This window comes from Streptococcus infantis, from assembly GCF_019929665.1.
In the GTDB taxonomy this organism is placed as follows: Bacteria; Bacillota; Bacilli; order Lactobacillales; family Streptococcaceae; genus Streptococcus; species Streptococcus infantis_H.
The window spans coordinates 1-23,395 of record NZ_JAHZPZ010000003.1 but is presented as its reverse complement, the minus strand read 5'-3'; the positions used below and the strand labels follow the sequence as shown (position 1 = coordinate 23,395).

The window sequence follows — 23,395 nt, the reverse complement described above, 5'->3', positions numbered from 1 at the left end:
TTATTCACCTATAAGGCTATCTAATTGCTCTTCTTTTTTCTCTTGCTCGTACAAATATTTGGCATCTTGCAAGACATCGTCTCCATGTTGCTTCACAACAGAAACAGATGCATCTAGTTCGTCTTTCAACTTGTAAGCCTTAGCCAAAGCTTTAGAATAACCTTTTTTAGCTTCCTTACTTGCCAAGATTTTCAAACCAAGGGTACCAAATGCGACACCACCCAAAAAGAGTGATGATTTTTTCGCAACTTTTGCGACGCTTAATACTTCTTTTAACATACTTATTTCCTCCTTATCATTATTATAAAGCAATTTAGATATAAAAGCAATTTCATTCTATAAATTGGAGAATTAGTTTCATTTCTACTGAATCTCCCATCTACTTATTCCTAAAGTTGCTTTCATTTGCCTCTTTTGATACACTTAAACTATGAATACAAACCTCAAACCCAAACTCCAGCGCTTTGCTTCTGCTAGTGCCTTTGCCTGCCCTATCTGCCAAGAAAATCTGACCTTGGTAGAGTCTAGTCTCAAGTGTGATCATCGCCATTCTTTTGACCTGGCAAAATTCGGTTATGTCAATCTAGCTCCACAAATCAAGCAATCTGCCAACTACGACAAGGAAAACTTTCAGAATCGCCAGCAAATCCTAGAAGCTGGCTTTTATCAGACTATCTTAGAAGGTATCTCAGACATACTAGCCACTAATCCATCCGCAAAAACCATCTTGGACATTGGCTGTGGCGAAGGCTTCTACTCTCGCAAACTCCAAGAAGTGCACCCTGAAAAAACCTTTTACGCCTTTGACATCTCGAAAGACTCGATCCAGATTGCTGCCAAAAGCGAACCCAACTGGGCGGTCAATTGGTTTGTCGGTGACCTGGCTCGTCTTCCTATAAAAGATGCCAGCATGGATATCCTACTTGATATCTTCTCACCTGCCAACTACGGAGAATTCCGACGAGTCTTATCAAAGGACGGCATCTTAATCAAGGTCATTCCTACTGAAAACCACCTCAAGGAAATCCGTCAGATGGTACAGGATCAGCTGACTAAGAAGGATTATTCAAACCAAGATATCAAAGAACACTTCCAAGAACACTTCAGCATCCAATCTAGTCAGATTGCTTCCTTGACCAAGTCTATCACAGCAGAGCAACGCCAAGCCTTACTCAGCATGACTCCCCTGCTCTTTCATGTCGACCAAAGCAAGATTGATTGGAGTCAGTTAACTGAGATTACTATCGAAGCAGAGATTCTGGTTGGGAAAGCACTGTGAACTAGTTTATGAGATAAAACCAAGCCCGCACCTCTTCTTGAGATGCGGGTTTAAAACACGTTTTTTCACTGTCTTTCCGAAAAGTATAAAAAATTATGACCTCTCTATTTATTTTCGATTTGAAATGACAAATTTATCAATAAATAGCAAGTGATATAAGGCAAGTGATGCCCCATAACAACATCCATGAAAAGAGATTTCTTGATGAGTCAGTGGAAACGAAGAACTATTACCCGTATAAAGGCATGACCAAATTACAAGAAGAATCCAAAATAAATCAGTCCATTTATATTTTGAAAAATATTTTTTCCACATAAAAACACCCTCTTTCTTTACCACATTACTATTATAATACTGTATGTAAACGAATACAAGAAATTTGAGGTAACAACTAAGAAAAACCTGAGGCTTAAAGGTAGTAAAACCAGCATTGTTAAGTGCTGGTTTTTTGTCTGACGCTATACCCCATCCGTAAGACTAGGTTATAGGGACTAAACACTAAGCTTTAAAAAAAGTTAGTTTATGAAGTTTAGCGATTGTTAGTTTTCCAAACTGTACTCTTTTTTTATTTTTCAAACCCCAATAACTAAGAGCAAGTAATGCTACAACCCAAGCAAAAGTGATCCCCAAACTGTCAAAATTCAACTTGAAATCTGGTTTATTAAAGAAATCTACATAAACTCCTAAGAAGGTTGTATCCATAAATTTCTTGACCTCTGAGCTAACTTGAGAAAACATCGGCAAGAATGAGAGGCCAAGCATTGGAATCAAACCATAAACCTGAGCCTGAGTTTGTGTCTCTGAAATAGATCCGATCACTAAATTTAAGAGGATTGTACATAATGCTACCAGAGAAGCTACTACAAGGTATACAGGATAATCTTTTGCGAAATCCACTTCAACCATAATAGGGAAAGAAATAACTGAAGTCAAGGCAAAGATTACAGGATAAAACAAAACGGAAACAAGATATTCTCCACGGCGAACTCCGCTTAAGATAAGAGTTTTAAAAATTCTTTTTTCTTTCTCCTCTGCAATAGAGTTTGAAATCATTGATCCAGAAGAAAATGAGAATGCCATTGTTAAAGAACTGAACAATAGTGTTTTCCCTTGAGTGCCATCTGTATTCATAAAATTTTGGAAGAGTAGAACAAGAAAGAATGGGAATACTACCTGTACCAAAGTGTTTTTGTTTGTTAATAATACTTGTGTCCTCAACCAGATAAGGGCTAAAATTCTCTTAAACATCTAATTTTTCTCCTGTCAATTTAATAAAAATATCTTCTAAAGTTGGTTCACATGAGTGAATCGTCATCATTTTTTTATAATCTTCTTGCTGCAAGTCTTCGAAGCGCACTACTTTTTTAGTAGAGTCACTATAGGTTACTGCAACCTTTTTTTCCGTGTTGTATTTTTGTATAATTTCGCTTGGGCTTCCTTGTTCAATAAGATCGCCTTTATTCAAAAGAGCTAGGTTATCACATAATAAAGTCGCCTCATTCATATCATGAGTAGTTAAGAAAATGGTTGTTCCTCTTTCCTTTAACTCCTGTAGTAATTTATGAATCTTTTTTGAGGTGGTGGGATCTAACCCACTTGTAGGTTCATCTAAAAATAGAACTTTAGGGTCATTGATTAAAGCACGAGCTAAAAGCATTCGTTGACGCATTCCTGTAGAAAGTTTCTCAGCTGGAGTGTCTTTACTATCATACAGACCAACTTGTTTTAGAATTTCTTCAATTCTAGATTTTGAAATTCCGTATAGTCTTGCAAACAGTAACAAGTTATTGTACAAACTTAATTTTTCGTAATAACCACTTGTGTCACCTACTAAACCTAACTCTTCAAAATCTGACGGAAGTAATTTTTGAGAATCTTTTCCTAATAATTCTGTCTTTCCGCTGTTAGCCTGTAGATGTCCTGTCAGAATATTGATCATTGTTGTCTTCCCTGAACCAGATGGACCTAGGAATCCAAAAATTTCTCCTTCGTATATGGAAAAACTAATTTGATTTAAAGCAATATTATCTCCAAATCGCTTTGTAACTCTTTCTACCTTAATCATTTTATTACCTCTTTCTAATTTTAATTTCTATTTTAGAAACTTCACTCACTACCATCGGTTATGTCAATAACTCTAATTCTAGGCTTTAAGTTAGAATCCATTTTGATTTCTCTCATTTCATTTGGAAGCAAGAGAACTAATTTTAGTAGCTTCTCATCAAGTGTTACTTTACATAGGCGTCTGCTATCTAGACTATTTTTGATAATCAGATAGTCCTTCTTGACAAACTTTTCATCCATATAATAGTCAATTGTTTTTACCATAGTTTCCTCCCGCCTGCTAATCTACATCCTGTTAAATAGAAATGATTCTAGCATTGCGATTCTCTTAACTTATTTACAATAACAGTATATCCCTTATGAGAGTAAAAAAACAGGACATTTATGTCCACTGACATTTATGTCCTGTTTTTAAATTGAAATTATGGAAAATCCTTATTTTTTTCCTCTATCACTCGATTTTTAAAATTCATATCATTCAAAAATTCTGCTCCGTTAATAGCTTTTTCATAGTATTGTAGGGCTTTTTCTTTATCTTTTTCTCCGTATAAGTAATATTTTGCTTCAATGAAGTCTACAGTTGGTTTTAAACTAGTATCTCCGATTTCAATCATAATTTCTCTTAAAATACTCAATATTTCAGGAATAAATTCATGATAATTAATGTCAAGCTGATAAAGTACTAAACCTATTAGCACCCTTTGAAGCAAGTGAACATAGTTTGTATCATCATAGTTTGTTTGAGATACAATATTTAAACAAACTTTTTTTAAAGTTATTTCATCTCGTTCTGAATTAACAGCTAGAGATAAAAAATATAAGTACAATATCAGTAGATCATTTGTCGAATATTCTGTTCGTAACATTGTTTGTTCAAAATATTCCTCAATTAAACCTTCTCCAAATTCAGCGTTTTCAGAAACATACACATCATCAATGGCTTGTAGAACTTCAACTGCTACTTGCTCATCCTCAGGAAGTTGGTCATAAAAACGTTCTTGAATATCTTCAAAGATAGCCTCACGTTGGCGGATTTTTTCTTCATCTCCATGAATAGATTGACGAATCAATTTTGTTTTTAGTTTTAGATACTCTTTGGGAACGATTAGCAATCGTTCATCAATTAACTGAGATATTGGAACTCCTAGCACTCCAGCTATATAATCTAGTTTGGCTAAACTGGGCAAATTATTTCCTGTTTCAATTCGCCCCAACTGACGAACAGTCAGTTCTTTTTCATCTCCACAAAAGGCTTCCCTACTCAATCCCTTTTCAGTCCGTAAGGTACGAATTCGTTTCCCAATCTCTAAATTACTCATAATGCACCTCTTCAAATTCTAATATGATATTCAAACAATTACTTGTATATGTTCCTATTTTAACATACTTTCTTACAATTTTCAGATAAAAATAATGATAAGGAATAGTTTTAAGCCACCACTCTATATAACTGACCAATTTTAATATAGTATCTGAGGTCTATCTCTACTCAAGTATTCAAAAAAAGCGAGTTTCAATTGAAACTCGCTTTTTTGCTAGGTAGTGTAATAACTATAAAATTTCGTATCTTATACTCAATGAAAATCAAAGAGCAAACTAGGAAACTAGCCGCAGGCTGTACTTGAGTACGGCAAGGCGACGTTGACGCGGTTTGAAGAGATTTTCGAAGAGTATTAGTTCAAGTGCCAGATATCTTCGTTATACTGAGCGATTGTACGGTCAGATGAGAAGAATCCTGCTTTAGAAATGTTAACGATGACTTTATCCAACCATGCGTCACGGTCTTCGTAGTCAGCAAGCATTTGCTCTTTCACTTTGATGTAGTCTTCCAAGTCAAGAAGAGTCATGAACCAATCTTTGTTGATCAATTCATTGTAAAGACGTTCCAAGCGTTCTTTCTTACCAACTGCAAGAACAGTGTCGCTCACGATAAAGTCAACCAGTGGTTTGATCGCTTTACGAGCGTAGAATTCGCTTGATTTGTAAGCTGATTTTGCGTAAAGATCGATAACAGTTTCTGAATCTTCACCAAAGATGTAGATGTTTTCGTCTCCAACCAACTCAGCGATTTCCACGTTAGCACCGTCCATAGTACCAAGAGTCAAAGCTCCGTTCAACATGAATTTCATGTTACCAGTACCTGAAGCTTCTTTAGAAGCAAGTGAGATTTGTTCTGAGATGTCACATGCTGGGATCAAGAAGCTTGCTGCAGTAACGTTGTAGTTTTCAACCATTACGACTTGCAAGTGTGGAGCTACTGCTGGGTCGTTAGCAATCACTTCTGACAAGCAAAGGATCAAGTGGATGATGTCTTGAGCGATTGTGTAGGCAGGAGCTGCTTTACCACCAAAGAATACTGTGATTGGACGAGCAGGGATGTTACCAGCCTTGATGTCAAGATATTTGTGGATGACATACAAAGCGTTCATTTGTTGACGTTTGTACTCGTGAAGACGTTTGATTTGGATATCAAAGATAGAGTTAGTATTGATTTCCACACCTTGGTGTTCTTTCAAGTGACGAGCCAATTTACGTTTGTTGTGAGCTTTGATGCTTTCCAATTTTTCTTTGACAGCAGCCTTGTCTTCGTATGAAAGAAGGTCTTCTAATTTAGAAGCTTCATGGTGCCATTCGCGTCCAAGGATCTCATCCAAGTAGTGAGACAAGCTTGGGTTAGCATGCATGAGCCAACGACGGAATGTGATACCGTTTGTTTTGTTGTTGAATTTTTCTGGGTAGATGTCGTAGAAAGCTTTCAACTCTGAGTTCTTCAAGATTTCAGTGTGAAGAGCCGCAACCCCGTTTACGCTGTATCCGTAGTGGATATCCATGTGAGCCATGTGAACACGTCCGCTCTCATCGATGATTTGAACAGCTGGGTCTTTGTATTCTGCTTTAACACGACGGTCCAATTCTTTGATGATTGGTACCAAGTGAGGAACCACTTCTTCCAAGAATTCAAGAGGCCATTTTTCAAGGGCTTCAGCAAGGATTGTGTGGTTAGTGTAGGCAGTCATGCTACGAACGATAGAGATTGCTTCATCAAGTTCGATACCACGTTCAGTCAAAAGACGGATCAATTCAGGAATCACCATTGATGGGTGAGTATCGTTGATTTGTACAACTGCGTAGTCAGCAAGGTCATGCAAGTTGCTTCCTTTTTCGATTGCTTCATCGATGATCAATTGAGCACCGTTTGAAACCATGAAGTATTGTTGGAAGATACGGAGTAATTCACCTTGTTTGTCGCTATCGTCTGGGTAAAGGAAAAGAGTCAAGTTGCGAGCGATGTCTGTCTTATCAAAGTTAATGCCATCTTCAATGATAGATGAATCAACTGAATCCAAGTCAAACAAACGCAAGCGGTTTTTCGTAGCTGTTTTGTAACCAGGTACATCGATATCGTAAAGAGTAGATGTCAATGTGAAGTGTGCAAATGGTACTTGGTAGCTACGGCTTGAACGAACCAACCAGTTTTGGTCAGTCAACCAAGCGTTAGGAATTGTTTCTTGTTGGTTGTTTTTAAGCACTTGTTGGAAAAGACCAAAGTGGTAGTTCAAACCAACACCGTCACCGTTCAAACCAAGTGTAGCGATTGAGTCGATAAAGCAGGCTGCCAAACGTCCCAAACCACCATTACCAAGTGATGGTTCCAACTCTACTTCTTCGATTTCGATCAACTCTTTACCTGCGTCAGCAAGTTCTTTTTTAACCTCGTCATAAAGACCAAGGTTAATCAAGTTGTTAGACAAGAGTTTACCAATCAAGAACTCAGCTGAGATATAGTAAACTTTTTTCTTACCAGTGTTGACTGGTTTTTGGCTGCTTGCAAGTTTGCTGTAGTTAAGAAGAGCAAGGTAAAGCTCTTCGTTGCTACATTCTGCGATAGATTTATTGTAACGATTTTGTACAAATTCTTTTAATGGTAACATTTTTTGTGTCTCCTGATAATGTCTTATTTCTTTAATTCTACCAAATTTTCATTGATTCGGCGATAAATTGTAGTCAAGTCAAGCAAAGTTTCTTCGACAGCAGGAGTCAATTGATCCTCTGTCATACGCCATGACCAGTTTCCACCAAGAGTAGATGGGAAGTTCATACGAGCTGAACCATCCAACTCTAGCAAATCTTGCATAGTAGCGATAGTCATAAAGCTTACTGATGAGAAGGCTGTACGAAGCATAGCATGTACTACTGTTTCATATTCCTTGCGATTTGTATAACGTGCCATGTACTCACGAGTTGGATCGTCGATTTCATTACGATACCAACCAAGAACAGTGTTGTTATCGTGTGTTCCTGTGTACATAACTGAGTTGGCTGGTGCCAAGTGTGGGCTGTCGATACTTTCGTGCTCTGGGTTGAAGGCAAATTGAAGGACTTTCATTCCTGGGAAGCCAGTGCGTTCACGTAGTTCAATAACTTCGTCAGTCATGAATCCAAGGTCCTCTGCGATGATGTTCAAGTCACCAAGTTCCTCTTTAACCGCTGCAAAGAGTTTGTAGTCAGGACCTTTCACCCATTTACCAGGTGCTGCTGTTTCAGAACCAGCAGGAATTTCCCAGTAAGACTCAAATCCACGGAAGTGGTCGATACGAACGATATCGTAGATTTTGAAGCTTTCACGCAAGCGTTCAATCCACCATTTGTAGCCATCTTTGTCCATAGCTTCCCAGTCATAGATTGGGTTACCCCAGAGCTGACCAGTAGCAGAGAATTCATCTGGTGGGCAACCTGCGATGCAAGTTGCTTTCCCATTTTCATCTGTTTTAAAGAGGTGTGGATTTGCCCACATGTCGCTTGAATCTTCCGCTACATAGATAGGCATATCTCCGACAATCTCGATGTGATTCTCATTAGCGTATGCTTTCAATTTCAACCATTGTTGGAAGAAAAGGTATTGGGTTACGCGGTGGTAAACAAGCTTATCAGCTAATTTCTCACGGTAGCTTTCAAGAGTTGAAGCTTTACGAGCACGAGCATCTGCATCTGGCCATTCTGTCCAAGCAAGATTATCAAAATGCTCTTTAATAGCCATATACTCTGCAAAAAGTTCAAGCCATGATTGGTTGTCTTGAGCAAATCTTTCGAAGTCTTTCACATCTCCAACTTCAAGGAAACGTTTGACTGCTTTTTCTAGAAGGGGACGACGTGCATAGTAAATTTTAGCGTAGTCAACTTCAGTTGGATTGCTACCGAAGTCTACTCCCTCAAGATCACCTGCTTCTAATAAGCCTTGCTCTACCAAAATATCAAGATCGATAAAATGAGTGTTTCCAGCAAAGGCTGAGAATGATTGGTATGGAGAATCTCCATAGCTAGTTGTTCCCAAAGGAAGGATTTGCCAGTAGCGTTGCTTTGTACGAACCAAGAAGTCAACGAAATCATAAGCGCTTTGACCAAATGATCCGATTCCGTATGCTCCTGGAAGTGATGAGATGTGCATCAACACACCGCTTTGACGTTTTTTCATATTAGCACCTCAAGTGTTTATATTGTTAATTATTTCAATTTTGCGCAAACGTTTGCGCTAAGTCAAGTATACCCCATTTCTAAAATAAATGCAAGCGTTTGTAAAAAAAACTTTTTCTCTACTTTTTATTTCCGAAATCGGAAATTCCCTATATTTTAATTTTCCCCCTCCATTTATTTCGTCTTCTATTTATGCAAGCGTTTCCCTTCAATTATTTTTGAATTGAAATTTACACGATTTCCTATTTCTCTTCTATTATACAGACAATTTTGCGAATTAGCCAGTCATAAGTTTTTTAAATTTTTTTCAAAAAAACGCTTGCAACCGTTTTCTGTTTGTGCTATACTAAGGTCATAAGGGAAAACGTTTGCGTTTCCTCGAAATTAAAATTTGTTATTCTTTAGGAGGAATACACTATGTCAACTAAATTCATGAAGAGCGCTGCTGTACTTGGTACTGCTACTCTTGCTAGCTTGCTTTTGGTAGCTTGCGGAAGCAAAACTGCTGATAAAGCCGCTGATTCTTCTGCATCAGGAAGCAAAGAAATTACTTTCTACGTTGAAGACCAATATAAAGCTTACGCTGAGAAAGTTGCTGCTGCTTATGAAAAAGAATCAGGAACAAAAGTTAACATCAAATCTGGTGACCAACTTGGTGGACTTGACAAACTTTCACTTGACAACCAATCAGGTCAAGCCGCTGACGTTATGATGGCTCCATACGACCGTGTAGGTAGCCTTGGTACTGACGGACAACTTTCAGAAGTAACTTTGAGCGACGGTGCTAAAACTGATGACACTACTAAATCTCTTGTAACTGTTGGTGGTAAAGTTTACGGTGCTCCAGCTGTTATTGAGTCACTTGTTCTATACTACAACAAAGACTTGATTAAAGAAGCTCCAAAAACATTTGCTGACTTAGAAAACCTTGCTAAAGATAGCAAATACGCTTTCGCTGGTGAAGAAGGTAAAACTACTGCTTTCCTAGCTGACTGGACTAACTTCTACTATGCATACGGACTTCTTGCTGGTAACGGAGCTTACGTATTTGGTGACAACGGTAAAGATCCTAAAGATATCGGTCTTGCTAACGATGGTGCTATCGCAGGTATCGAATACGCTAAAACTTGGTACGAAAAATGGCCTAAAGGTATGCAAGATACTGAAGGTGCTGGAAACTTGATCCAAACTCAATTCCAAGAAGGTAAAACAGCTGCTATCATCGATGGTCCTTGGAAAGCTCAAGCATTCAAAGATGCTAAAGTAAACTACGGTGTTGCAACTATCCCAACTCTTCCAAACGGTAAAAACTACGCAGCCTTTGGTGGTGGTAAAGCTTGGATCATCCCATCAAGCACTAAGAATCTTGAAGGCGCTCAAAAATTTGTAGACTTCCTTGTTTCAACTGAACAACAAAAAGCATTCTACGATGCTACTAACGAAATCCCAGCTAACACTGAAGCTCGTGCTTATGCTGAAGGTAAAAACGATGAGTTGACTACAGCTGTTATCGAGCAGTTCAAGAACGCACAACCAATGCCAAACATCTCTCAAATGTCAACAGTTTGGGATCCAGCTAAAACAATGCTCTTTGAAGCTGTAAGTGGTAAGAAAGATGCTAAAACAGCTGCTAATGATGCTGTAACATTGATCAAAGAAACAATCCAACAAAAATTTGGTAACTAATTGATTGATTCAAGGGAGATAATTTAAACATCTCCCTTGATTTTTAGATATATTGACAATGTTTTCAGCAATTTTGCTGATTAGCATCGAGCTCAATGCTCGTATCTTATGAAAGGAGCACTCATGGAACAACAACCAAAAAAAGCAGCCTTGCTTTCATTGATTCCTGGGTTGGGACAAATCTACAACAAACAAAAAGCTAAAGGTTTTATCTTCCTTGCTGTAACAGTGGCTTTTGTCCTCTATTTTATAGTACTTGCAGCACCTGAATTGAGCAACTTAATCACGCTTGGTGAAAAACCTGGCCGTGACAACTCTCTCTTCATGTTGATTCGTGGTGCATTCCACTCTATTTTTGTAATTGTTTATCTAGCCTTTTATATTCTCAATATTAAAGACGCTCACACTATTGCAAAACGTATCAATAATGGCATCCCTGTCCCATTGACACTTAAGGATATGATTAAAGGTATCTACGAAAATGGATTCCCTTACTTGCTTATCATTCCATCTTACGTTGCCATGACATTTGCCATCATCTTCCCGGTTATTGTAACCTTGATGATTGCCTTTACTAACTACGATTTCCAACACTTACCACCAAATAAATTATTGGATTGGGTTGGATTGACTAACTTCACAAATATCTGGAGCTTGAGTACCTTCCGTTCAGCCTTCGGTTCTGTTCTTTCTTGGACTATTATCTGGGCTTTATCTGCATCTACTTTGCAAATCGTACTCGGTATCTTTACAGCTATTATTGCTAACCAACCATTCATCAAGGGTAAACGTATCTTTGGTGTTATCTTCCTTCTACCTTGGGCGGTTCCAGCCTTCATCACTATCTTGACATTCTCAAACATGTTCAATGATAGTGTTGGTGCTATCAATACTCAAGTTTTGCCACTTTTTGCTAAGGTTCTTCCTTTCTTAGATGGCGTTCTTATCCCTTGGAAGACAAATCCAACTTGGACTAAAATTGCCTTGATTATGATGCAAGGATGGCTTGGTTTCCCTTATATCTACGTCTTGACTCTCGGTATCTTACAGTCTATTCCAAATGACTTGTATGAAGCAGCTTATATCGACGGTGCAAACGCTTGGCAAAAATTCCGCAACATCACTTTCCCAATGATTTTGGCTGTTGCGGCGCCTACTTTGATTAGCCAATACACCTTCAACTTCAACAACTTCTCTATCATGTACCTCTTCAATGGTGGTGGTCCTGGTAGTGTCGGTGGTGGAGCTGGTTCAACCGATATCTTGATCTCATGGATCTACCGTCTGACAACTGGTACAGCTCCTCAATACTCTATGGCAGCTGCAGTTACCTTGATTATTTCAATCATTGTCATCTCTATTTCTATGATTGCATTCAAGAAACTACACGCATTTGATATGGAGGACGTCTAAGATGAATAACTCAATCAGAATCAAACGTAGACTGACTCAAACCCTTACTTATCTTTACTTAATTGGACTTTCAATCGTTATTATCTATCCTCTTTTAATCACGATTATGTCAGCCTTTAAGGCCGGTAACGTTGTGGCCTTCAAGCTCGACAGCAATGTCAATTTCAGTCTTGATAACTTCAAAGGGCTCTTTACTGAAACCTTGTACGGCACATGGTACCTCAACACTTTGATCATCGCTTTGATCACTATGGTTGTTCAGACAAGTATTATCGTACTTGCTGGTTATGCCTATAGCCGTTACAACTTCTTGGCTCGTAAACAAAGTTTGGTCTTCTTCTTGATTATCCAAATGGTGCCAACAATGGCCGCTTTGACTGCCTTCTTCGTTATGGCCCTCATGTTGAACGCCCTTAACCAAAGCTGGTTCCTCATCTTCCTCTACGTTGGTGGAGGTATCCCGATGAATGCTTGGTTGATGAAAGGTTACTTTGACACCGTGCCAATGTCTCTTGATGAGTCTGCAAAACTAGATGGTGCAGGACACTTCCGCCGCTTTTGGCAAATCGTTCTCCCTCTTGTTCGCCCAATGGTTGCTGTACAAGCACTCTGGGCCTTCATGGGACCTTTCGGAGACTATATCCTCTCTAGTTTCTTGCTTCGTGAAAAAGAATACTATACAGTTGCCGTTGGTCTCCAAACCTTCGTCAGCAATGCGAAGAACTTGAAGATCGCCTACTTCTCAGCAGGTGCTATCCTCATCGCTCTTCCAATCTGTACACTTTTCTTCTTCTTGCAAAAGAACTTCGTTTCAGGACTTACAAGCGGTGGCGACAAGGGGTAGTATACCCCCGCCACCCTTTTTCATTTTTGAACTTGTACATCGATTGTCTGGTGAGAAACAAGAGCTTGCTGAGATTACCTTGTTAGTTAGTGGACGAATCATAACAATCATTCACTTTTATCAAGGATTCTACTATCCCCGCTTGAAATAAAAAACATTTCTCTATATAATACTCGTATAGAAAAATGCCTATAGAAAGAGATTTATGTTACCATATCCATTTTCTTATTTTAATAGTATTTGGGGATTTCGTAAGCCCCTATCTCATCGTTTTGGTCTAAACTGGTTTCAACTGATTTTTACCAGTATTTTCTTGATTAGCTTGTCTATGGTGCCCATCGCCATTCAGAATAGCTCTCAGGAAACCTATCCTTTAGAAACTTTCATCGATGATGTCTATACTCCTTTGACCGATGAAGTTGTTCAGGATCTGGCTACCAATGCTCAGATTGTAGATGGTAAACTAAGCTATACTGGTTCGACTCCTCATCAAGCTTCTGTACAAATCGGGGCTACTGCTAGTTCAAGTTTCCCTGAAGAATTACTTCTTAGCTTTGAACCTGAGCAACTCGTCATCAGTAAGCAAGGAAAAGAACTAACCAGCATTCGCTATCACGCTATCACAACGGATAGTTTCCAAAGCAAGGAAAGCTTGACTCAGGCTATTTCAAAAGACTGGTATCAACAGAATCGTGTCTACATCAGCCTCTTCCTGGTCTTAGGTGCTAGTTTCCTCTTTGGCCTTAATTTTTTCATTGTAGCTCTAGGTGCTAGCCTTCTGCTCTACTTCACGAAAAAATCTCGTCTCTTCTCATTTAAGACCTATAAAGAGTGCTACCATTTTATTTTGAACTGTTTAGGATTACCAACTTTACTGACCATGATTCTAGGTCTTTTGGGGCAGAATATGGCAACTTTGATCACTGTTCAAAACATTTTATTTGTTCTATATCTGGTCACTATCTTTTATAAGACTCATTATCGTGATCCAGACTACAAAAAGTAGGAGATTATTATGCCTGTTACGATTAAAGACGTGGCCAAAGCTGCAGGAGTTTCTCCTTCAACCGTAACCCGTGTTATTCAAAACAAATCAACGATTAGTGACGAAACCAAAAAACGAGTTCGAAAAGCAATGAAAGAGCTCAATTATCATCCTAATCTTAATGCTCGAAGTCTTGTTAGCAGTTATACGCAAGTTATTGGCTTAGTCCTTCCAGATGATTCAGATGTTTTCTACCAAAACCCTTTCTTCCCTTCTGTTCTTAGAGGGATTGCACAGGTTGCCTCGGAAAATCACTATGCCATTCAGATTGCGACTGGTAAAGATGAAAAAGAGCGTTTAAACGCCATTTCACAAATGGTCTACGGAAAACGTGTGGATGGGCTTATCTTCTTGTACGCTCAAGAAAACGACCCCTTGGTGCAACTGGTTGTCGAGGAGCAATTCCCCTTCCTCATTCTTGGAAAATCACTTTCTCCTTTCATTCCGCTTGTTGATAATGATAACATCCAAGCCGGATTTGATGCGACCGAATATTTCATCAAAAAAGGTTGTAGTCGCATTGCTTTCATTGGTGGTACCAAGAAACTCTTCGTAACACTAGACCGTCTGACAGGTTACGAGCAAGCACTTCAAGAACACAATCTGCCTCTTGATAGTAATCTGACTTACTTTGCTACTGAATTTCTTGAAGATAATGGTTATCGCTTTAGTAGACTTCTCTTCAAACACAATCCAAATATTGACGCTATTATTACCATTGATAGTCTCCTTGCTGCAGGGGTCTGTGATTACATCGCAAAACACCAACTGGATGTCCCTGTCCTCAGCTTCGACTCAGTCAATCCCAAGCTCAACTTGGCGGCCTATGTCGATATCAATAGTTTGGAGCTTGGTCGTGTTTCCTTTGAAACTATTCTCCAGATCATCGATGATGCTAAAAACAACAAACAAATTTGTTACCGCCAGTTGATTGCACACGAAATCGTTGAAAAATAAAAACCAACTCTCTATTTTGAGTTGGTTTTTTTGTATTCTATTTACCTGAACAACTAGTTTTCAACTTCGACAAATCGTCCAAGAATATGGACATTTTCTGAGACAGATACAAAGGCTGTCGGATCAACTTGTTTCATGATTAGTTTAAAATCATTAAACTCTGCACGAGTGATAACCGTAATCAAAACCGCCTTACGCTCATGGTTATAGGTCCCTTCCGCATCGTGAATCATGGTCGCACCACGGTGCAATTTATGATGGATTTTCTCAATCACTGCGTCAGGATTGCTAGTGACGATCATAGCCTGCATGCGTTTTTGTTTGGTGAAAACTGCATCTGTCACACGGCTTGAGACAAAGATGGTAATCATAGAATAGAGGGCATATTTCCAACCAAAGGTCAAACCAGCAATCAGCATAATTGTCCCGTTCACTAGGAAGGAGATGCTACCAACGTTACGACCTGTCTTCTTACGAATGGTAAGACTGACAATATCTGTTCCACCACTGGAGATGTTATGGCGTAAAGCAAAACCAATTCCCAGTCCCATGACGACTCCCCCAAAAAGAGCATTGATGATTGGATCCTCTGTCAGTACCACCACTGGCACAAACTGGATAAAGAGCGAGCTCATGGATACCGTGATAAAGGTAAATATCGTAAACTTATGTCCAATCTGGCGCCAAGCTAAAATCATGAGTGGTATATTGATACAATAGAAAGCTACAGAAATTGGGAAATAAAAGCCAAACAAGTGATTACTAAGCGCAGAAATAATCTGAGCCAAACCTGTTGCTCCACTTGAATAAACGTGCCCTGGTTGGAAGAAAAAATTGACGGCTACTGCTGATAGAAAACCATATACTAGAGAAGCTGAAATTTTTTCATCGTATTTTTCTCGGGAGATACTTTGCAAAACACGCAAAATCTTCACTCGGTGAGCAAAGCGGCGCAAATAATAGTGCCACTTTTTAGTTAGTTTCGTTTGTTTCATCTTGTTCTACTTGTAGATTGAGTTCCTCTAATTGTTTAAGAGCTACTGTTGATGGTGCTTGGGTCATTGGGTCAGTTGCTTTGTTGTTCTTAGGAAAGGCAATCACTTCACGGATATTTTCTTCGCCTGCTAAGAGCATTACAAAGCGGTCAAGTCCGATAGCCAAGCCACCGTGTGGTGGGAATCCATAGTCCATGGCTTCCAAAAGGAATCCAAACTGGTCATTAGCTTCTTCAACTGAGAATCCTAGGGCCTTGAACATGCGTTCTTGGAGTTCTTTTTGGTTGATACGAAGGCTACCACCGCCAAGCTCATAACCGTTCAAGACGATATCGTAGGCAATAGCACGAACCTTAGCCAAATCTCCTTCAAGCTCATGCGCAGTATCTGCTTGAGGAAGCGTAAATGGATGGTGGGCACTCATATAGCGACCTTCTTCTTCAGACCATTCAAACATTGGCCAGTCAACTACCCAGAGGAAGTTAAATTTGTCGTTATCAATCAAGCCAAGCTCTTTGGCAATACGTCCACGAAGGGCACCAAGTGTTGCATTGGCTACTTCAAGCGTATCAGCCACAAAGAGAACCAAGTCTTTATCTTCAAGACTAAGCGCACTTGTTAAATCGCCTTGAATGCTAGTCAAGAATTTAGCAACTGGTCCGTTTAATTCACCATCAACAACCTTAACCCAAGCAAGGCCTTTAGCACCATACTGCTTGGCTACTTCTGTCATTTTGTCGATGTCTTTACGTGAGTAGTTGTCTGCTGCACCTTTGACCACAATAGCTTTAACGGCAGGTGCTTCTGAAAAGACTTTAAAGTCTACACCTTTGACCACTTCTGTCAAGTCCTGAAGCAACATGTCAAAACGAGTATCAGGCTTGTCAGAACCATAAAGAGCCATGGCATCATCATACTTCATACGAGGGAATGGCAGCGTTACTTCAATCCCTTTTGTTTCCTTCATCACGCGCGCAATCAAGCCTTCTGTGATATCTTGGATTTCTTGCTCAGTCAGGAATGAAGTTTCCAAGTCGACCTGGGTAAATTCAGGCTGACGGTCACCACGCAAGTCCTCATCACGGAAACATTTGACGATTTGGTAGTAACGGTCAAATCCAGCATTCATCAACAACTGTTTTGTAATCTGCGGACTTTGAGGAAGAGCGTAAAAATGCCCTTTATTAACACGAGATGGCACCAAATAGTCACGCGCCCCTTCTGGTGTTGACTTAGAAAGGAATGGCGTTTCCACATCGATAAATTCCAACTCGTCCAAGTAGTTGCGGATAGAATGTGTTACCTTGGCACGAAGCTTAAGGTTTTCCAACATCTCTGGACGACGAAGGTCAAGGTAACGGTAACGTAGACGCGTATCATCGTTTGCTTCAATGCCATCCTTGATTTCAAATGGTGTTGTTTTGGCTGTATTAAGCACAGTAAGAGCCGTTACATTCAGTTCAACCGCTCCGGTTGCCAGTTTATCATTTGCCTGCTCACGTGCTGCAACCTGACCAGTAACCTCGATGACAAATTCACTACGAAGGCTTTCAGCTGTTGCCATCACCTCTGCAGAAACTTTTTCAGGGTTGATAACTAACTGCATGATCCCTTCACGGTCACGAAGGTCGATGAAGATCAATCCACCCAAGTCACGGCGACGGGCAACCCATCCTTTCAAGGTAATTTCTTGTCCGATGTGCTCCTCACGAACACGACCAGCATACATACTACGTTTCATGTTTTCTCTCCTCTTGTATTCTGTTACTATTTTACCATAAAAGCGCAGGCTCTTCATGAAAATCATCAGAAAAGTTGAGAGTTTCCTCTTATAAATGAAAAAATCCAGCAAAGTCATTCGCTGGATTTAGGCTTTCTTTATTTTTTACGCTTTTCAGCAATCTCTTCTGTCTTCTTTGGAAGGACAATTTCTGTCACATAAGCCGTCGCAAATCGTATCACTCCTGCGATAGGAGCAAAGATAACCGCTAGATTGTTATAAAAGAAATCCCCCTTAATGAAATAGACAAGTAGGCCGATGACAAAGAAGAGAAATACAGCCTGAATCACTGCTAATAATAGTACTCGTTTCATGATTTCCTCCTGAGTCTATTATAGCATGACTATCATTAAAAATGCGATTAAATTATTCAAAGCATGTAGGGCTATACTATAAGCCAAACCACCTTTACTGATATAAGCCAAGCCCATGCTAAATCCAAGTGAAGCATAAACTAGGAACTGTAGTGGAGTTCCAGGAAAATGAACAAGAGCAAAAATGAGACTACTTACAAGAAGAAAGAGAGCTGTTTGCTTGATGTTATCTTGCTGAGGGAAGACAAAGCGAGCTAACATACCTCTAAATGTTAACTCTTCTGTCAGAGGTGCAAAGACAACCACCATAAAGAAAGAGAAAAGAGGTTGATTATGAGTCAATTCTTCTACCATCTTTTGATTGACTGATGGATCATGTGGTAAAAAGTTTTCTGCAACAATGACAAGGACCCATACCAAAGCTGGTAGCCAGATGTATTTGTTAAGGGCCGTTTTTTCTATTGTAACAGTTCCTGTCTTATACCACTTGTAGGTAACGAAGGTGAAGATTCCTGCTAATAAGACATAAACAGGGACAGCAACGTAGCTAGGTGCTCCCAATATCAAGGCGGCTAAACCTACGCCCTGAATAAAACTATAGACCATAAGAAATGATAAGAAGGCAAGGCTATACCAGCCGATATTTTTAAGTGTTTTCATAATATTCTCCTATTTGAAATAACGTTTTGTTTTGCGCAATTGTGCCACATTCATGTACATATGAATAACAACTGCCACCAGCAGAGCAACCAACTGTACTTGTCCTAATACCATTGATAGAACTACTAAGACAACGTAGATACCAGGAATGAGGAGCTGATTGACCTTGAACAAGATCAAGTAAGCTTCTTCCATTTCAGCCTGTTTTTCTCCCTCATCATAAGTATCGAGGTAGTCTAAAACTTCCTTGGGAGTTGCCATAATAGAAAGTTTGTAGTTACGAATCTTGCTAGTGATTTTGAGACAGTACACACCTGCCCAGATACCTAAAACTATCAAAAGCAAGGATGCTACTGATGGGCCTAAAGCTCCCAAATCTATAAGTAGACAGGATAGCATACTAATTTGGCAAACATTCCAAGCTACTGTACCATAATCTAAGAAACGATACATGGCAAGGTAGTCTTGTTCGTTTTCTTCGTCCTCTTCTTCTCTTTGATAACTCTGATAAGCCTGATGGCTTTTTCTAATGAAATAAAAGGTTAGAATCACCGTAAGCATCCCTAAACCAAGAAAGAATGATTTCAAGGCAACGACTACTTGAGCTTGAGTGATCCCTAAAGGATTAACACCAAGGAATCCAGTAAATATTCCTAATAAAACTCCTGCAATAATAATCTTCAGTGCAAAAATGATATCTTTCTTTTCCATATTTCAACCTCTTTCTAAAACAAGCCAGACAACCACTGACCAAAGGTTTTACCTGATTCAAAAATAGCGGTCAAGCCTTCTGTTCCAAGTGACACCAAAAGCAAGCAAACAGCAAGTAAGAGAATAGCTTGGTTTCTAGCTTTTTTTGCTCCATCCCCCAAGGGTTCATTCCCAAGCCAACCTGCTAGATAAGCATAGGCTGTAACTGTTAAAATACCAATCTCTGTAGAAGAGAGAAACAACAAGACTGTCACCAAACGAACGATATTGGCTTGAATGTTAAAATAATTTCCTAAACCTGCACAAACACCGGCAAGTTCTTTGTGTTCAGTATCGACTTGAAAACCTGCTAAAAACTCTTTCATAACTTTTCTCCTTTTAGGATCTCTTTAAACTTTATTTTTTTCTCTACCCATCTAAAGACTAATAGTAGCACTATATTAATCCAGAAGAGGTATTTACTTTCAACAATTGTAAACCAACCAAATAGGCTTCCGATCATAGCCAAAAGATTTACGATAAACACGACTATAGATAGATAATAAATCACTTTATACTTGTTCATCACTCATCCTCCTCTAAGCGAAAGACCGACTCGACCGGCTCATGGAATATCTGAGCAATCTTCAGGGCAATAACGATGGATGGAGTGTACTCATCCCGTTCTAGCAAACTGATGGTCTGCCTGGACACGCCTGCTAGTTTGGCCAGTTCTGTTTGATTCAGGCCATCGCGAGCCCGAAGCTCTTTTAGACGATTTTTTAGCATGTCTTTTTTCTCCTTTGTTCTTTATCTTGATTTCATTGTAACACATCTTTTTATTTTTGACAAGCATATTTGTCAAAAAGTTTAAGATTTTTGTCATTTTGTAAAAGAAAACAGTCAGGAATGGTATCCTGACCGTATTTTTTTTTATAGTTGATAAAAGATTGCTTACTCGGCTGATGGAGCGTCTTGACTTTCTTTCAGCTGGTTTTTATCATCCTTTTTATAATCTCTTCTGACAATATAAAGCGTTGTTAGACTGATGAGAGTCAATACAGCACCTGTAACCCTTCCTTTTTGGGAGAAGACAAATTCTACTTTGTGTTGTCCGGAAGTAATCGGGAAGGAAATAAAGCTGTTCCATACTTTTGTCACAGGGACATGCTTACCATCCACTTTCACCTTCCAACCCTCACTATAAGGAATAGAGGTCATCATGTATTTACTGTCGTCAGTAATATTCACTGAACCGACGATATGAGTATTCGAGAATTTCTCAACTTGTAGACCTTGTTCCTTCCGCTTTTCTAAAGCACTTTGAATTTGACTGATTTCTGCGCGGTAAACTCCTGCATTTGAAAGGTCAACCTTATCTGTTTTAAAGCGGAACTCCAGTACAGACTCTTGATTTTCTGCATTGTCAGCGATTTGCCATAGTTGACGTTGCGTATTTCTCTTAGAATGAGTGAACCACTTGCCGTTCAGAAGGACGGAGTAATCTTTCTCTGAATTTAGACTTGCTGGCACGAAGAAATAATAGGTCAAATTTGTTCGCGGAGTAATTCGGTAGCGAACGATTGCATCCTTAGAAGAATCCACCCGCTTGTAAACTGCAGTTCCTTTTTCTTTGTCGACATTTTCCTCAGTAAGATTCTCTGTTTCAACATCTCCGTAGGCTAGGGGTTTGAAGTAGTCGAGGTAATTTTCCTGGCCTTTTTCAATACCCTCCATAGAGTTGAGGATGTTATTTTGGTTTTTTACAGCATTATTGAAGTCAAGTTGTAAATTTGTAACCAATTCATTTACTCCAAAAGCAATCGGGAATGAATTAGGATTTTTATAAACAAGATATCGTTCATCTTCATAGACTTTCTCTGTAAAGTAACGGTTCATATCAAAACGACTGGCAAAACGTGTGAAATACATTCTCTCAGGATGAGCTTCTTTCTCAGTAGGATCCAGGTCTTTGACATCCATATAGTAGCGAACACCGTATAAGGCATCTGTTAGAGGAGTTCCATTTTCATATTCTATTGCTTCATCGCCCGCTTGATCACCCATATAGGCAAAGTGATTCATAGTAGCCCTCTCCAAATTTGAACTAAAAGTACTCAAACCTGGATAACCTATCAGAGATGGAGTTGTTCGAGAATAGGCAAAGGTCGTTGCAATTCTATAGAAAGGCTGAGCTGCGTTTTCTTGGATTTTATCCGTCACACGTTTAACCGAGAGCGTTCCGTCCACAAATTCATCAACATTTGCATAACTAAAGGTCACTTGTGATAGATAGGCATTGTAGCCTAGCTCAAATACTGTCAGAGTTGATAACAAGATAACAGCTAAGCGAATCATTCCTGGACGTAGCAAGGCCAGTACAGCTAAGTAAATGAGTAGAGTTAAGACCACACGAGAAAAGAGATAACCTGTTTGTAATAATAACAGCAATACCACTACAGTTCCAGCCGCAATCACCAATACCCTTTCCTTTTCTTTCTGGGACTTGGCAGAGCGTTTCCAGTATAGATAAAATCCTGTAGCTGTAGCTGATACAACCAGTATCACAATAGCAATAAAATGGCTATTGATAAACAGAGTTAGAGCCTCAGGTTGTTTTTTTGGCAGATAGGTAAAGTCTTTAGTATAGAGGTAGATTGCTGATAAGACTAGGGCTACAACTGATAGCAATTTCCCTCGGCGAGAGATTTTAAATTTCTCTTTTAATGCTTGATAGGCTAGAAGTAGCATGAAGAAAGAGAATAACCATGAAAAACGGAAGAAAAATCCCGCAGGGTTTTGTCCCATATGCCAAATCTTACTCACAAATTCATTTACAAAGGAAGTAAAGAAGATGAGAGTAACCACTCCCGCAGCCCATCTTCTTTCTTTGATTATCTTTCTTGATAAAAAGTACAAGATAAAGCCGATAAACCCGAGAGCTCCAATATAGATATTTGGCAGGTTTGGTCCAGCTGCCCAACCTGATTGCGCATCAAAGCCCCCGATAGTTAGTTTGGATAAAATGTCTAAGGGATTAATCTGAAAGGCCATGGAAAATATCATGGCTCCTCCTGCTTGTCCCTTACTTTCAATCAAGTTGAAAAATACTGGAACTAATAATATTGAAGCAGCCGCAACCCCTAGGATAGAGTAGAGAAATACATCCCATAAGGGTTGGACGTAATGTTTGAGTTTTACTTTCCATGTCCCCTCAATAGAAAAACGAGGCGAAAGATAATAGCAGGCATACAAAACGACAAATAGCGATATCATATAGCCCATATAAAATTGAAGGAATACCGTTAAGCCTAGTACAAAGGCATATGGATAAGCCGCTTTGCCATCTAATAACTGCTCTAGATATAGGATGACAAGAGGAAGCATGAACATGGCATCATAAAAGATAACATTCATCTGGTAGGATACCAACATACCAGACAGGGCATAAGCTGTCGCAAACAAGGGAACCATCCATCGTTTTGACTCTGCACCCTTATAACGTTTAATTAAGAGATGAGCAAAGGAAAGTCCAAAGGTACCATATCTGAGCCAGATCGTTAGAAAAACAGACAATCCTATATATTTTAAAGGCAGCAGAACATAAATAACATTGAAAGGGCTCATCAAATAATAGCCCAACTCACCAATCATATCTCCACCTATAGATTTAGTAAAGGAATATGTCAGACTACTTAAATCACCAGATAGAATGGAATTCTTTAGCAATCCATAAAAACTAATGTACTGCTGATCAAAGACAACGGTCATTAAACTTTTATTTCCAAAAGGATAACTCCCCATGAAAAACCATACCACCAGCATGATGGTCATCGGTAGCAAGGCACTACTGACATAAAGGACACCCTTCGGATATTTTTCCTTTAATTTCTGCCATTGTGTCAACCAATTTTCCATTATTGATTTCTCCTCTATGTTTTTAACCAACTTCTGTTTGCTACCGGCTACGTTAGCTAGTATTATAATATTGGCTTTGTGACTTCGTGATAAGTGGGGTTTCCCCTTGAAAAGGGAAGGATAGGTATCTACTACGCCATCATTTTAACATTTAAAAAAGGAGAGAGCAATGCTCTCTCCTCTCTAAAGAAACTTATCTAATATTATTTAGTAAATTTACGTTTCATAACAACTGTTCCTGACATGATTACCACACCAGCCAATACAAGTACTAGGCT

At 39.2% G+C, this 23,395-nt stretch carries 23 protein-coding genes; 6 read left to right on the top strand and 17 right to left on the bottom strand.

Going from position 1 to position 23,395, the window contains the following annotated elements; all coding sequences use genetic code 11:
* Positions 1–279: a DUF6110 family protein gene (locus K1I61_RS05800; RefSeq protein ID WP_000910903.1), complete on the bottom strand. Its 279-nt coding sequence runs from the start codon at positions 277–279 to the stop codon at positions 1–3.
* 151 nt (positions 280–430) lie between these two features.
* On the opposite strand from K1I61_RS05800, the gene K1I61_RS05795 reads away from it, so the two are divergent.
* Positions 431–1,279: a putative RNA methyltransferase gene (locus tag K1I61_RS05795; protein WP_223334136.1), complete on the top strand. Its 849-nt coding sequence runs from the start codon at positions 431–433 to the stop codon at positions 1,277–1,279.
* Positions 1,280–1,387: 108 nt separating this feature from the next.
* Here the strand turns inward: K1I61_RS05795 and K1I61_RS09025 are convergent, their stop codons facing one another.
* From K1I61_RS09025 to malQ, 7 genes are all read right to left on the bottom strand, one after another.
* A complete protein-coding gene (locus tag K1I61_RS09025) occupies positions 1,388–1,594 on the bottom strand; it encodes a hypothetical protein (protein ID WP_317627985.1) in 207 nt (68 codons plus the stop codon).
* Between the two features lie 183 nt (positions 1,595–1,777).
* Entirely contained in the window at positions 1,778–2,527 is a 750-nt protein-coding gene (locus K1I61_RS05790; RefSeq protein WP_070678351.1) for an ABC transporter permease, read from the bottom strand.
* Positions 2,520–3,344, bottom strand: coding sequence for an ABC transporter ATP-binding protein (locus tag K1I61_RS05785; RefSeq protein ID WP_223334138.1), 825 nt, complete (start codon positions 3,342–3,344; stop codon positions 2,520–2,522). Before K1I61_RS05785 ends, K1I61_RS05790 begins: the two co-directional genes overlap by 8 nt.
* Before the next feature lie 41 nt (positions 3,345–3,385).
* A complete protein-coding gene (locus tag K1I61_RS05780) occupies positions 3,386–3,607 on the bottom strand; it encodes a hypothetical protein (protein ID WP_070678345.1) in 222 nt (73 codons plus the stop codon).
* A 158-nt stretch (positions 3,608–3,765) separates the two neighbouring features.
* Positions 3,766–4,662, bottom strand: a complete 897-nt coding sequence (locus tag K1I61_RS05775) for a helix-turn-helix domain-containing protein (RefSeq protein WP_070678341.1) — start codon at positions 4,660–4,662, stop codon at positions 3,766–3,768.
* A gap of 354 nt (positions 4,663–5,016) precedes the next feature.
* Entirely contained in the window at positions 5,017–7,275 is a 2,259-nt protein-coding gene (gene glgP / locus K1I61_RS05770; RefSeq protein WP_223334140.1) for a glycogen/starch/alpha-glucan family phosphorylase, read from the bottom strand.
* 23 nt (positions 7,276–7,298) lie between these two features.
* Entirely contained in the window at positions 7,299–8,816 is a 1,518-nt protein-coding gene (gene malQ / locus K1I61_RS05765) for a 4-alpha-glucanotransferase (protein WP_223334142.1), read from the bottom strand.
* A gap of 416 nt (positions 8,817–9,232) precedes the next feature.
* On the opposite strand from malQ, the gene K1I61_RS05760 reads away from it, so the two are divergent.
* From K1I61_RS05760 to K1I61_RS05740, 5 genes are all read left to right on the top strand, one after another.
* Positions 9,233–10,501, top strand: a complete 1,269-nt coding sequence (locus K1I61_RS05760; protein ID WP_036758174.1) for an extracellular solute-binding protein — start codon at positions 9,233–9,235, stop codon at positions 10,499–10,501.
* A gap of 123 nt (positions 10,502–10,624) precedes the next feature.
* Positions 10,625–11,914, top strand: a complete 1,290-nt coding sequence (locus K1I61_RS05755) for a carbohydrate ABC transporter permease (protein ID WP_004250464.1) — start codon at positions 10,625–10,627, stop codon at positions 11,912–11,914.
* 1 nt (position 11,915) lies between these two features.
* Positions 11,916–12,758 carry a sugar ABC transporter permease gene (locus K1I61_RS05750; RefSeq protein WP_006149195.1) on the top strand — a complete coding sequence of 281 codons (843 nt, stop codon included), beginning with the start codon at positions 11,916–11,918 and terminating at the stop codon, positions 12,756–12,758.
* Between the two features lie 205 nt (positions 12,759–12,963).
* On the top strand, positions 12,964–13,764 hold the full coding sequence (locus tag K1I61_RS05745; protein WP_223334144.1) for a DUF1189 domain-containing protein: 801 nt from the start codon (positions 12,964–12,966) through the stop codon (positions 13,762–13,764).
* Positions 13,765–13,773: 9 nt separating this feature from the next.
* Positions 13,774–14,760, top strand: a complete 987-nt coding sequence (locus K1I61_RS05740; RefSeq protein WP_223334145.1) for a LacI family DNA-binding transcriptional regulator — start codon at positions 13,774–13,776, stop codon at positions 14,758–14,760.
* Between the two features lie 53 nt (positions 14,761–14,813).
* On the opposite strand, the gene K1I61_RS05735 is transcribed toward K1I61_RS05740, so the two are convergent.
* From K1I61_RS05735 to pgfM1, 9 genes are all read right to left on the bottom strand, one after another.
* A complete protein-coding gene (locus K1I61_RS05735; protein ID WP_223334147.1) occupies positions 14,814–15,755 on the bottom strand; it encodes a YitT family protein in 942 nt (313 codons plus the stop codon).
* Complete coding sequence (aspS, locus tag K1I61_RS05730; protein ID WP_223334149.1) at positions 15,733–17,496, bottom strand: aspartate--tRNA ligase; 1,764 nt, start codon at positions 17,494–17,496, stop codon at positions 15,733–15,735. The genes K1I61_RS05735 and aspS overlap by 23 nt, the downstream gene beginning before the upstream one ends.
* A gap of 137 nt (positions 17,497–17,633) precedes the next feature.
* On the bottom strand, positions 17,634–17,849 hold the full coding sequence (locus K1I61_RS05725) for a hypothetical protein (protein ID WP_070678314.1): 216 nt from the start codon (positions 17,847–17,849) through the stop codon (positions 17,634–17,636).
* Positions 17,850–17,867: 18 nt separating this feature from the next.
* Positions 17,868–18,509 (bottom strand): CPBP family intramembrane glutamic endopeptidase, encoded by a 642-nt coding sequence (locus K1I61_RS05720; RefSeq protein WP_223334151.1) that lies wholly within the window; start codon positions 18,507–18,509, stop codon positions 17,868–17,870.
* 9 nt (positions 18,510–18,518) lie between these two features.
* A complete protein-coding gene (locus K1I61_RS05715) occupies positions 18,519–19,220 on the bottom strand; it encodes a DUF3169 family protein (protein WP_223334153.1) in 702 nt (233 codons plus the stop codon).
* A 14-nt stretch (positions 19,221–19,234) separates the two neighbouring features.
* On the bottom strand, positions 19,235–19,585 hold the full coding sequence (locus K1I61_RS05710) for a PspC domain-containing protein (protein ID WP_223334155.1): 351 nt from the start codon (positions 19,583–19,585) through the stop codon (positions 19,235–19,237).
* On the bottom strand, positions 19,582–19,785 hold the full coding sequence (locus tag K1I61_RS05705) for a hypothetical protein (protein ID WP_006154979.1): 204 nt from the start codon (positions 19,783–19,785) through the stop codon (positions 19,582–19,584). The genes K1I61_RS05710 and K1I61_RS05705 overlap by 4 nt, the downstream gene beginning before the upstream one ends.
* Positions 19,785–19,988 carry a helix-turn-helix transcriptional regulator gene (locus tag K1I61_RS05700; protein WP_000916944.1) on the bottom strand — a complete coding sequence of 68 codons (204 nt, stop codon included), beginning with the start codon at positions 19,986–19,988 and terminating at the stop codon, positions 19,785–19,787. Before K1I61_RS05700 ends, K1I61_RS05705 begins: the two co-directional genes overlap by 1 nt.
* A 165-nt stretch (positions 19,989–20,153) precedes the next feature.
* A complete protein-coding gene (gene pgfM1, locus K1I61_RS05695; RefSeq protein WP_223334157.1) occupies positions 20,154–23,117 on the bottom strand; it encodes a glycosyltransferase PgfM1 in 2,964 nt (987 codons plus the stop codon).
* Between the last annotated feature and the right edge of the window lie 278 nt (positions 23,118–23,395).